Annotated in this window: 13 protein-coding genes; all 13 read right to left on the minus strand. The window is 68.8% G+C overall.

Translation table 11 applies throughout. The features are described 5' to 3' along the window. Positions 1-3: 3 nt before the first annotated feature. The 13 genes from ABE522_RS11950 to ABE522_RS12010 all read right to left on the minus strand — a co-directional run bounded on the left by ABE522_RS11950 (position 4) and on the right by ABE522_RS12010 (position 11146). Positions 4-630, minus strand: a complete 627-nt coding sequence (locus ABE522_RS11950) for an outer membrane lipoprotein carrier protein LolA (RefSeq protein ID WP_346591862.1) — start codon at positions 628-630, stop codon at positions 4-6. After that, a complete protein-coding gene (locus tag ABE522_RS11955; protein ID WP_406846346.1) occupies positions 627-1043 on the minus strand; it encodes an acyl-CoA thioesterase in 417 nt (138 codons plus the stop codon). The genes ABE522_RS11950 and ABE522_RS11955 overlap by 4 nt, the downstream gene beginning before the upstream one ends. Next, complete coding sequence (locus ABE522_RS11960) at positions 1036-2586, minus strand: HAL/PAL/TAL family ammonia-lyase (protein ID WP_346591863.1); 1551 nt, start codon at positions 2584-2586, stop codon at positions 1036-1038. The genes ABE522_RS11955 and ABE522_RS11960 overlap by 8 nt, the downstream gene beginning before the upstream one ends. Further along, positions 2576-3523 carry an LpxL/LpxP family acyltransferase gene (locus tag ABE522_RS11965; protein ID WP_346591864.1) on the minus strand — a complete coding sequence of 316 codons (948 nt, stop codon included), beginning with the start codon at positions 3521-3523 and terminating at the stop codon, positions 2576-2578. The genes ABE522_RS11960 and ABE522_RS11965 overlap by 11 nt, the downstream gene beginning before the upstream one ends. Beyond that, positions 3523-4293, minus strand: a complete 771-nt coding sequence (locus tag ABE522_RS11970) for a glycosyltransferase family 2 protein (RefSeq protein WP_346591865.1) — start codon at positions 4291-4293, stop codon at positions 3523-3525. The genes ABE522_RS11965 and ABE522_RS11970 overlap by 1 nt, the downstream gene beginning before the upstream one ends. Then, a complete protein-coding gene (locus ABE522_RS11975; RefSeq protein WP_346591866.1) occupies positions 4283-5986 on the minus strand; it encodes an ApeI family dehydratase in 1704 nt (567 codons plus the stop codon). Before ABE522_RS11975 ends, ABE522_RS11970 begins: the two co-directional genes overlap by 11 nt. After that, on the minus strand, positions 5979-6530 hold the full coding sequence (locus ABE522_RS11980; RefSeq protein WP_346591867.1) for a COG4648 family protein: 552 nt from the start codon (positions 6528-6530) through the stop codon (positions 5979-5981). The genes ABE522_RS11975 and ABE522_RS11980 overlap by 8 nt, the downstream gene beginning before the upstream one ends. A gap of 22 nt (positions 6531-6552) precedes the next feature. Further along, complete coding sequence (locus tag ABE522_RS11985; protein ID WP_346591868.1) at positions 6553-6810, minus strand: acyl carrier protein; 258 nt, start codon at positions 6808-6810, stop codon at positions 6553-6555. 14 nt (positions 6811-6824) lie between these two features. Continuing rightward, on the minus strand, positions 6825-7082 hold the full coding sequence (locus ABE522_RS11990; RefSeq protein WP_346591869.1) for a phosphopantetheine-binding protein: 258 nt from the start codon (positions 7080-7082) through the stop codon (positions 6825-6827). Further along, positions 7069-7875, minus strand: a complete 807-nt coding sequence (locus tag ABE522_RS11995; protein WP_346591870.1) for a lysophospholipid acyltransferase family protein — start codon at positions 7873-7875, stop codon at positions 7069-7071. The genes ABE522_RS11990 and ABE522_RS11995 overlap by 14 nt, the downstream gene beginning before the upstream one ends. Beyond that, positions 7865-8605 (minus strand): beta-ketoacyl synthase chain length factor, encoded by a 741-nt coding sequence (locus ABE522_RS12000; protein WP_346591871.1) that lies wholly within the window; start codon positions 8603-8605, stop codon positions 7865-7867. The genes ABE522_RS11995 and ABE522_RS12000 overlap by 11 nt, the downstream gene beginning before the upstream one ends. 128 nt (positions 8606-8733) lie before the next feature. Further along, positions 8734-9747: a cytochrome d ubiquinol oxidase subunit II gene (gene cydB, locus ABE522_RS12005; protein WP_346591872.1), complete on the minus strand. Its 1014-nt coding sequence runs from the start codon at positions 9745-9747 to the stop codon at positions 8734-8736. A 1-nt stretch (position 9748) separates the two neighbouring features. After that, a complete protein-coding gene (locus ABE522_RS12010) occupies positions 9749-11146 on the minus strand; it encodes a cytochrome ubiquinol oxidase subunit I (RefSeq protein ID WP_346591873.1) in 1398 nt (465 codons plus the stop codon). Between the last annotated feature and the right edge of the window lie 494 nt (positions 11147-11640).

An 11640-nucleotide genomic window follows, 5' to 3' on the forward strand; every position in this document is an offset into this window, starting at 1 on the left:
CGATCAGTCAAGGCGTGCTGCCTCGTCCGCCGCCAGCGTGGCCGGTGCCTCGGTGAGGGCACTGAAGGTGAGGCGGGTGCGATCCTTGCTGGCCTCCACGATGTCGACCTGGCGGACGTAGCGGTCACCCCGCAGCTGCAACGAACTGAAGGCCTTGGCCAGCATCGGCGACTTCGGTGTCAGCGCCAGGGTCCAGCCCTTAGCATCGCGCTGCGCCGCCACCGTGAACTGGCTGGACAGCGCCTGCACGTCGCCGCTCATCAGCGCGAACAGGATTGCGTTGACCGAGCGCATCGCCGGCTGTTCGCGTGCATCCAGCTCTACCCGGGCGCTGCCATCGGGCTGTCGGCTGAGGATGCGCTCGGCGGTGATCACCATCTCCGACGGGAACGGTGTGAGCGTGGTCCAGATCACCCCGCGATCGCGCGCCACCACGAAGCGGCCCTGTGAACGCAGCGGGTTGCGGAAACCGGCGACCTGTTTTTCCTGGCTGAACTCACCGCGCAGCACCGCCGGCCGTGCGACATCGCGGGCGATCGCCTGCACCGCGTCCTCGGCGGCGCCGGCCACGAACGAAACGACAAGCAGGCCGGACAGCGCGAGCAGGCGCAGGAAATGACGGGATTTCATGGCGCGGGAACTCCGAGTTTCTGCCACAGGATCGGCGGGCACAGGTACTGCATTTCACCGCTGGCGGCATCGACGGCCACCTGCACGGTGTGTGCGCGGGTCAGACGTTCGCCGCTGCCGGCGTCGAAGATTTCGTAGGTGATCTTCAAACGGTTTTCCCATTCGACGATGCGTGCCCGCACCCGCACCTGCTGCTGGAAACGCAGTGGGCGCACGTACTTGACCCGTGCATCCACCACCGGCCACAGATAGCCCGATTCCTGCATCTGCGGATAGTCGTAGCCATAGCGCTGCAGCAGTGCGCAGCGCGCGATCTCGAAATACTTGAAGTAGTTTCCATGCCAGACCACCTGCATCGGGTCGCAGTCGTGGAAGGCAGGCGCCAGGGTGATCTCTCCGACCATCTCATGCATCGGGATACAGCTCCCACTGACGGCCGCGGATGTCCTGCAGCAGTTGGCGCAGCTCGCCATCCAGCGCGCGGTCTTCGTCGACCAGCGCGATGCGCTGGCCGAGGTCGTCGTGCATCGCGGCCAGCTCGCCCTGCAGCTGCGCCTGCAGGCCCACCCGCTGGCGCAGGGCCACCGCCTGGCGTGCGGCAACCAGCATGCCGGCGACCACCTGTTCGGTAAGTTCGATCACCCGCAGGCAGTCGCGCGCGGCGATGGTGCCCATGCTGACCTTGTCCTGGTTGTGGCATTCGGTGGAACGCGAGAATACCGACGCCGGCAGGGTGTTCTTCAGCGCTTCGGCGGTCCACGCCGAGACGCTGATCTGCAGCGCCTTCAGGCCATGGTTGATGGCCGCGCGCGGGCCGGTCGCTGCGGACAGGTTGGCCGGCAGGCCGTGGCTGTAACGCGCGTCCACCAGCAGCGCCAGCTGGCGATCCAACAGGTCGGCCAGGTTGGCCACGGTGTTCTTCAGCGTGTCCATCGCCAGCGCGATATGCCCGCCGTAGAAGTGGCCGCCGTGCAGGACGCGTTCTTCGTCCGGATCGATCAGCGGGTTGTCGTTGGCGCTGTTGAGCTCGGTTTCGATCAGCTGGCGCAGGAACGGCAGGGTGTCTTCCAGCACGCCGATGACATGCGGGGCGCAGCGCAGCGAGTAACGGTCCTGCAGGCGCTGTTCGTTGCGCGGCGGCCGGTCACTGTGCAGGTCCGTACGCAGGCGCGCGGCGATGCGCGCCTGGCCCGGGTGCGGCTTGGCCGCGAACAGCGTTTCGTCGAAATGGTGCGCGTTGCCATCGCTGGCCAGCACGTTGAAGGCGGTCACCCGCGTGGCCAGTCGGCACAGGTAGTCCGCGCGCTGCCAGGCCAGGCAGGCCAGTCCGGTCATCACCGCCGTGCCATTCATCAGCGCCAGGCCTTCCTTCGGCCGCAGCCGCAGCGGATGCATGCCGATCCGCGGCAGTACCTCGGCGGCGGACTGCACACTGCCTTCGAACAGCACCTCGCGCTCACCGCACAGCACCGCCGCCACATAGGACAACGGGGTCAGGTCGCCGCTGGCGCCGACCGAACCCTCCGCGGGAATTCGCGGCAGCACGTCATGCTGCAGCAGGGTGGCGAGGCCTTCGAGCAGCGCCACGCTGGTGCCGGACATGCCCTGCGACAACGAGGCCAGCCGCGCCGCCAGCACCGCGCGCGTTTCCTGTGCATCGAGGAAGCGACCCAAGCCACAGCCATGGTAGGCGTACAGATGGTGCGGCAGCTCGGCGACCAGCGACGGCGGGATCACCGTGGTGCAGGAATCCCCGTAACCGGTGGTCACCCCGTAGACCACGCCGTCCTCGCGCAGCAGGCGGTCGAGGAAATCCGCGCCGCGCTGGATGCGGGCGCGGAACGCCGGCGCATCGTCCAGCACGGCCTGCGCACGGCGGTCGGCCAGCGCGACGACGTCTTCGATGGTCAACGGGCCGGCACCGAAGCGGCAGGAGGGGAGCGGTTCAATCGGCATCAGCGGCCTGGTCCCAGAACGGAAAGAAGTTGAACCAGTCCAGCGGCGATTCGATCACCTGCTGTTCCAGCCATGCGGCATACCGCTGCGCGCAGTCCTGCAGCGCGGCTTCGCGGGCCCCGCGTGGCAGCACGATGCGTTCGTCGAACAGATCGAAGCGGATCCGGTAGCCATCGCCCCGGTGCAGGCAGGACAGCGTGTACACCGGGCAGCCGAGCGCGGCGGCAAGCACGTAGCCGCCCACCGGGAACGGTGCGCGATGGCCGAGGAAGCGGGCATGCGCGACGCGTTCACTGCGCACCGGTACGCGGTCACCGACGATCGCCACGAAGCCGCCTGCGGCGACCCGCTGGCCCAGGGTCATCGCCATCGCCGGGCCGACGTCGGTCACCTGCACCAGCTCCACCGACGCGAGCGGATCCAGCCGTGCCAGCAGGCTGTTGAAGCGTTGCGCGTGCTTGGTGTGGACCAGTACGGTGAGATGCAGGCCCGGGACTTTTTCCGCCAGCACCTGGCACAGCTCCAGGCAACCGACATGGGCGGTCAGGAACACCCCGCCCTGCGCGCGACCAATGCGCTGCAAGGCGTCGTTGTCGTGCAGCTGCAGGCGCTGCGACGGATAGCGCCGTCCCAGGGCCAGCAGCTTGTCCAGCATGGTGTCGCCGAACAGCGCGAAGTGGCGCAGGCTGTCCAGCCAGCCCGGCGCGCGGCCGAGCGCACCGCTGTGCGCGTGCAGCCGTTGCAGGTACTGCAGCGAGGCGCGACGTGCCAGGCCATTGGCCAGCCAGTGGCAGGCCACCGCCGGCCAGGCGCACAACCGGTAGGGCCAGCGCCCGAACCAGCGGTGGATCCAGCACAGGGCGAGCACGCCGCGTACGGAGGTGCGTTCACCGATGTCGGCCCAGTGCGGAGCGGCAGGACCAGGACGGGCAGCCATCAGGGCTGTCCCCGCAGGCGCCGCAGCAGCAATCGCGGAGCGCGCCGCAGCATTCCGCCGAACAGCCGCGCGTGCATGCCGCTGATGCGCAGGTTGTCGCGCCACACATCGAAGTGCGACACGCCGTCCTTCGGATAGGTAACCGGCGTGGCGAGGTGATGCACCGGCACCTCGCGCCAGTACAGCCGTACCAATATTTCAGTGTCGAAATCCATGCGCCGGCCGATGGTCTCCTCGGCCATTACCCGCAGCACCGGTGGCAGCGGGTACACCCGGAAACCGCACATCGAGTCGCGCAGGTGCAACGACAGGGTGTTGATCCAGACCCACACATGGGTGCCATAGCGGCCGTACAGGCGGATCTTCGGCACGGTTTCATCGTAGGCCGGGATACCGCAGATGACCGCATCCGCACGCTCGCGCGACAGCGCGGCGAATCGGCCCAGTTCGGCAGTATCGTGCTGGCCATCGGCATCGATCTGCAGCACGTGGGTGTAGCCCAGGCGCGCCGCTTCGCCGAAGCCGGCCAGCATCGCCCCACCCTTGCCCTGGTTGTGTTGCAGCCGCAGCAGGGCGACGCCCGGTTGCCGTGCCAGCCCGGCCAGCACGGCCGCGCAGTCCGCGTGCGATCCGTCATCCACCAGCAGGCACGGCAGTCCCGCAGCGCGGATTCCGGCCACCACCCCGGCGATGGCGTGCTCATGGTCGTAGACCGGCACCACGACCAGCAGGGCGTACTCGGCGGGGGCAACCAGCGAATCAATCGGCATTGGCGAACAGTACTTTGCCACTGGCGTGGATGCCGTGATCGGAGCTGAACCGGAATCCCAGCACGCCGCGCGCCGCGTCCCAGTCCAGTTGCAGCTGCAGCACATCGTGCGGGCGCGCGACATGGTGGAACTTCAGCGCATCCATGCGCAGGAAACGAGGCGGCAGCTCGAAGACCTCGCGCGCCAGCTGGATCGCCCAGTCCACCTGGGCCACGCCCGGCAGCACGGCGACACCGGGGAAGTGCCCTTCGAAGGCCACCAGCCCCGGCGCCAGCACCAGCTCCGCCCGTGCCGTGGTGGCATCGCGCGCCAGCCACTGCGGTGACGGAAGCGTTTTCTGGAACAGCGCCTGCAGCAGTGCCTGGGTTGGTTTGCCCTGTGCATTGACGGGCAGTGCGGCAACCAGCCGCCAGCGCCGCGGCCGGGTCACCGCGTCATGGCCCTGCGCCAGCAGTGCGGTGAGACGGCCGATGAAAGCACGCCGCTCGGCATCACCGGCCTGCGCCAACGCAGGGTCGTTCGGCACGATCACCGCAGCCAGCTGCTCGCGCGCGCCCGGCAGCACCAGCACATGCGCTTCGGCCACCCCCGCATCGCCGCGCAGGGCCTGTTCCAGCGCATCCAGCGATACCCGGCGCTCTTCGATCTTGACGATGCGGTCGGCCCGCCCAAGCAGGCGGAAACCGCCGTCAGGACCGGCTTCGGCCCGGTCTTCGCTGCGCCACCAGCCGGCATCGGGAAGGTGTGCCGAAGCAACCGCGAGCTGGCCATCATCGATGCGCCACCGCACGCCGGGCAACGGCTGCCAGGGGGGTGCTGCATCGTCGCAGCGGCGCCAGGCGATTCCGCCGGTTTCGCTGCTGCCGAGCACTTCGATCGGCGCGGTGCCCAGCGCCTCGCGCACCTCCGCGGCAGCCTGTGCCGGCAGCGGCCCACCGGAGGAAAACACCGCGCGCAGCTGGCCTCTCGCGCTGGCCCAGTCCAGCTGCGGCGGCAGTCGTTTCAGGTGCGCCGGGGTGGCCACCAGCACGCTGGGCGCGGCGGCCAGCGCGGCCACCAGGTCTTCATGGAAGAAACGCCGTGGTTCGATCACCCGGCCCGCAGCCAACGGCCACAGCACGCGGAACAGCAGCCCGTAGATGTGCTGGTGGGACACCGTGCCGTGCACGCGGGCACCGGCCAGCAGCTCGCCGAACGCCCGCTGCAGCGCCTCCACTTCGCTGCCCAGCTGGTCCAAGCGCTTTTCGATCGCTGCCGGTTGGCCGGTGCTGCCGGAGGTGAACACCACCAGCCGACAGGCGTGTGGATCCAGCACGACGCCCGCGGGCGGCACGTCGGTGGCGGGAACGTCGGTGGGCGGCGCCGCGACCAGCGGCTGCCAGCGCGGATCGACGTCGCCGGCGAAGCCATCCACATGCGGGCGCAGCGCCTGCAACGTGCCGGGCAGGTCGTCACCCGGCAGGTGGACGCGCTTGCCGGCCGACCATGCGCCCAGCAACGCGGCGGCGAAGGCCAGGCTGTCGTCGAAATAGAGTGCCCAGTCACGCCCTTCGGCGGCCGCGAACGCAGCCTGCCAGCGGCTTGCCCGTGCCAGCAGCCCGGAGTGGTCCAGCGCTGCGCCATCGAGCTCGCCCACCCCGCGCCCGGCGTGCGCCGCCTGCAGCAGAAGATGCAGCGGAATCCACTCAGACATGCCCATGTGCCGCCTTCACCCGTCGCCGCACGGTCCATTCCGCGGCATGCAGCAGGCCCATCAGCAGATACGCCAGCAGGCCGTTGTACAGCGCCCAGGTGGCGTCGGACGCCCACAGCGCCGTGGCCAACGCCAGGCCGCCATTGATGATGAAGAAGCCACACCAGACCTGGGTCACGCGGCGCGTATAGGCGATGGCGAACGGCGGCAACTGGGGATCCTGCAGGCGTGCGAAGCGCTCGGCCACGCTCGGGGGATGGCGCAGGCTGGCCAGGAAGAACACCAGCAGCATCGCATTGACCAGCGCGGGATACAGTTTCAGCGGCAGCGCCTCATTGCCCAGCAGCGCCACCACGGCCAACAGCCCGGTGCCGGCGGCCGACCAGATCCACAGCGGCTCGCGGGTGCCCAGTGCGCGCAGCAGGGCCACCGCGAACAACAGCAGCGACAGCCAGCGCGGCTCGAACCGGCCCATCGCCAGGTACATCAGCGGCGGATAGGCCAGCGACAGCAGCACGAAGGCGACCCGGCGCGGAGGGGACACGGTGGAGGTCCGGCGCGCGCGGTCAGGCAGCAGCCGGGTCGGGCAACAGGCCATGCACCACATCGACCACGTCCTGCACGGTGCGCACGGTCTTGAAGGCATCCGGCTGCAGGTTGCGGCCCAGTAGCGGCTTCAACTGCACGATCAGGTCGACCGCATCGATGCTGTCGATATCCAGGTCGGCATGCAGGCGCGCGCCGGGCACGATCAGCGCCGGATCGATCTCGAAACTGCTGGTCAGCAGGCGCGCGATATGCTCGAACAGGTCGGTCTTGGTCATGGCGGTGCCCGCACTCACGCGCGATGGCTGGCGACGAAGGCCGCCAGGGCCTGCACGCTGGCGAAATGGCGGCGGGTTTCTTCCGAATCGGCGGACAGGCTCACGCCGTACTGCTTCTGCAGGGCCAGGCCCAGCTCCAGCGCGTCGATGGAATCCAGGCCGAGGCCTTCGCCGAACAGCGGCGCGGCCGCATCGATATCGGCGGCGGAGACGTCCTCCAGCGACAACGCCGAAATGATCAGCTCCTTGATCTCGTGCTCAAGTTCCTGCACGGGGCAGCCCTCCACGGGGTTGGAAGTAATGGGTGAGGTGGTCGGTGACGCGCCGCGCGGCCAGGGCTTCCCCTCCTGCCACTGCGTCTTCGTCGAGAAACGTATCGATCGGAATGTCCTCACCGACCTCCAGCGAAACGTGGAAGCGTCGCGGGGGCACACGATACCATTTCCGGCCCTTTTCCAGCGTTGGCGGGCTGCAACGTATCCGCACCGGGGTGATGTCCAGCCGACCGCGCACGGCGATGTTGGCCGCGCCGCGGCGCAGTTTCAGCGGCTGGCCGGGCTCGCTGCGGGTGCCCTCGGGGAAGATCACCAGGCAGCCCCCGCCGCGCACCGCGGCGATGCCCGCCTCCACCAGCGCCGGCCCGTCATCGTTGACGATGTAACCGGCCGCGCCGACCGTGCCGCGCATGAACGGATTGCGGGCCACCGCACGCTTGACCACGCAGTCCGCATTCGGCAGCAGCGCGACCAGCAGCACCACGTCGATCAGGGTGGGATGATTGGCCAGCACCAGCAGGCCTTCACGTTGCAACCGTGCCGCGCCGCTGACCGCAACCGTGAGCACGCCGAGGCGGCGCATGATCGCCACCTGCAGGGCGAAAGCCTGTTGGACGCCCCGGCGCGCGAGCCGGCGGCGGCGCGCGGGGTCGCGCACCAGGACCAGCATCAACGGCGCCACGACCAGACCGGCGATCAACCCGCCCAGCCCGAATGCCGCAAAGCTGGCGCCGGTAGCCAGCACCCGCCAGCTGCGGTCCAGGCCACGGGCAAGGGCCTCAACCGCCACGCTTCCAGGTCCAGCGCTGGCCGTCGATCACCCGTTCGCAGGACGCCTGCGCGGACAACAGGAAACGCTGCAGGTCCAACGCATGCGGCAGCAGTCCGGGCGGATCATCCGCCTGCCCGGTGGCCTGCCAGCCCAGCTGCAGGCGCACGCCCGGGGCCTCGGGGCGCCTGACGCGCCAGCACCACGCGTGGAACGGAGCCGGCTCATCGATGAACTCCGCATACAGTGCCGGCAACGGCGGGTCATAGACCACGATACGCACCTCATCGGCGCCATCGGCCAGCAGCCCGGCCGCTTCCAGGCAGGCCGCTTCGGCCGTGGCCTTGCCCGCCGCCAGTGCCAGGTTGTTGCCGCGGTGGCCGCGGGTGATGGAGTACAGCGCGCCGATCGCGTTGTGCACCGACAGGCCGAAGGTGGTGGGTGAAAGCGCTTCTTCGGCCACCAGCGCGGCCAGCAGTTCCATCGAACGCGCGACATCGCCATGGCGGCTGGCGAACACCAGGGGCACGCGGCTGTCCGCGCCCTCGGCGCCTTCGCACCAGCACGCCGCCTGGATCGCCATGCGGCCCAGCCGTTCGATCCGGCGACGCTGCATCGCCGGTACCTCCGGCAGCCCCGGGGTGTCCTCGCCTTCAGGCAGCCAGGGCGCCCGCGCCCAGTCCTTCCAGGCGCTGCGGGTGGCCAGCCCGGGCGCCCAGGCGGCCCAGTCGACAACGGAAAAATCGATCATTGCGGAACAACTGCTGCGGTTGCGCGGAGCGCCGCACGCTAGCACGGCCGGGGCGAAGAGCGTGACGACCAACGGTCGTCACCCACCACGGCCAACGGTCGTGACCCACCGCGAACGACCGCCCGCCGTCAGTGATAGCCGGTGCCGGCTTCCACCTTGCCGCGGAACACCCGGTACGACCATGCCGTGTAGCCCAGGATCACCGGCAGCAGCACCACCAGCCCCACCAGGCTGAAGCCCAGCGACGACGCCGGCGCCGCCGCGTCCCACAGGGTCATGCTCGGTGGCAGCAGGTAAGGCCACATGCCCAGCACCAGTCCGGCGAAGCCGAGCACGAACAGACCCAGGCTGAGCAGGAACGGCGGCAGATCGCGCTTGGGGTGCAGCGCGCTGCGCCACAGCGCGGCGGCCACCGCCAGGGTCAGGATCGGCACCGGCGAGAGCCACCAGAAGTTGCCGTCGGAGAACCAGCGCTGCATCAGGTGCGACTGCAGGAACGGCAGCCAGCTGCTGACCAGCCCCATCGCCACGATCACCGCCACCACCAGCGGCCGGGTCAACTGCCGTGCCAGCACCTGCACCGGGCCGGTGGTCTTGAGGATCAACCAGGTGCTGCCGAGCAAGGCGTAGCCGGCCACCAGCGAGGCACCGGTCAACATCGCGAACGGGCTGAACCAGCCGAACGCACCGCCGGTGTAGAGCCCGTCCACGATCGGCAGGCCCTGTACCAACGCACCCAGGATGATTCCCTGGGCGAAGGTGGCCAGCAGCGAACCCAGCCCGAACGCCACGCTCCACAGCCGCCTGGAGCGGTGCGCCTTGAAGCGGAATTCGAAGGCCACGCCGCGGAACACCAGCGCCATCACCAGCAGCAGCACCGGCAGGTACAGCGCCGACAGCAGCGCGGCGTATGCCTTCGGGAAGGCCGCCAGCAGGCCCGCACCGCCCAGCACCAGCCAGGTCTCGTTGCCGTCCCAGATCGGCGCGGCGGTGTTCATCATCTGGTCCAGCTCTTCTTCGCTGTGGGCGAACGGGGCCAGGATGCCGATCCCCAGCACGAAGCCATCCAGCACCACGTACATCAGCACGCCAAAGCCGATCACCGCGAACCACGCCACCGGCAGCCAGGTCATCAGGTCCATGTCAGCGCTCCTCCAGGGGTTCGTCCGCGCCGGACAATGGCCGCGCCGGGGTGTGGTGGCCGCCGTCCAGCGAGGGGCCGTCTTCGTGCGGCCTGGGGCCCTGCCGCAGGATCTTCACCAGGTACCAGATGCCCCAGCCAAACACGAAGGCATAGCCGACCACGTAGACACCCAGCGACAGCGCGGTCATCCATGCGCTCTGCGGCCCGACCGCATCGGCGGTGCGCAGCAGGCCGTATACCACCCATGGCTGGCGCCCCATTTCGGTCACGAACCAGCCCGACACCAGCGCGATGAAGCCACTCGGCAACATCCAGTTCCAGCCACGCAGCAGCCAGCGTGACTGCAGCAGCCTGCCACGCCACAGGGCGATGACCGACACCAGCGCCAGCAGCAGCATCAGCGTGCCCAGCCCGACCATGATCCGGAAGGCGAAGAAGACGGGGGTGACCGGCGGCCGCTCGCTGGCCGGCACGGAGGTCAGCGGCGCGATGGTTCCTTCGCGCGAATGCGTCAGGATGAGGCTGCCGAGCGTAGGGATGGCGACCTCGAAATCATTGCGTTCCTGTTCTTCATTGGGCAGCGCGAACACCACCAGCGGCACCCCCTCCCCTGGCGCGGTTCCATGCCAGTGCGCCTCCACCGCCGCGATCTTCATCGGCTGGTGCTTGAGGGTGTTCAGGCCGTGCATGTCGCCGACGAAGATCTGCGCCGGCACGGTGATCGCGGCGAAGATCACGGCGGCGGTCAGCATGCGGCGACCGGCTTCCAGATGCACGCCGCGGCGCAGGTAGAACGCGCCGATGCCACCGATCACGAAGCAGGTGGTGATGAACGAACCCAGTGCCATGTGGGTCAGGCGGTACGGGAAGGACGGGTTGAACACCACCTTCCACCAGTCGACCGGGTGCACGATGCCGTTGATCATCTCGAAGCCGGCGGGGGTATGCAGCCAGCTGTTGGAAGCGAGGATCCAGAAGGTGGAAAACAGGGTACCCAGGGCCACCATGCAGGTGGACAGGAAGTGCAGCCGCGGCGACACCCGGCCCCAGCCGAACATCATCACGCCGAGGAAACTGGCCTCCAGGAAGAAGGCGGTCAGTACTTCATAGGTGAGCAGCGGGCCGATCACCGACCCGGCCACCTGGATCAGGCGCGGCCAGTTGGTACCGAACTGGAAGGCCATGACGATGCCGCTGACCACGCCCATGCCGAAGGACACGGCGAAGATCTTCTGCCAGAAGAAGAACAGTTCGCGCCAGATCGGGTTGCGGGTACGCAGCCAGCGCCATTCCACGAAGGCCAGCCAGCTGGCGGTGCCGATGGTGAAGGCGGGGAACAGCACGTGGAAGCTGACCACGAAGCCGAACTGGAAACGGGACAACAGCAATGCGTCCAAGGGGACGTCCTCCTGCCGGGCGCGGGTGGGGATACCGGACCAGTCTGGGTGGATTTGCGTGAAGAAGGGATGCGACCGGGTGACGCGCTGCTTCACTTTGTCGCGGGGGTGCCAGCAACATCAAAAGCGTGCAGGGCTGGGGCAGGTGGGGCGGGGTAGCTGTGCAGGACACGCCGTAAACCCATCCATGGGGGCTCGCTGTTGCCATCCATGGCAACAGACGGTCCTGCGCAGCCACCCCGCCCCACCTTCGACAGGTCCATGGCGGCCTGGGAACATGCGGCGCTACCGCTCTTTTTCTTTTTCCATGGCTGGCGGCCATCGCCAAATGTCGGGGCGGCGGGGGGGGGGGGGGGGGGGGGGGGGTGTGCGCCTTGTTGGGCGCTAACGGCGGCCGGCCGTTTGGGGCTTCGGCCGCCCCCCGGCCTGCCCCACCGCCCGGCGCCAGCCTCCAGCAGGCAATCCAAGCCGCCAGCAAGCGCACACCCTTGCAT

The sequence above is a fragment of the Stenotrophomonas lacuserhaii genome (assembly GCF_039674585.1).
GTDB classification, from domain to species: Bacteria; Pseudomonadota; Gammaproteobacteria; order Xanthomonadales; family Xanthomonadaceae; genus Stenotrophomonas; species Stenotrophomonas pennii_A.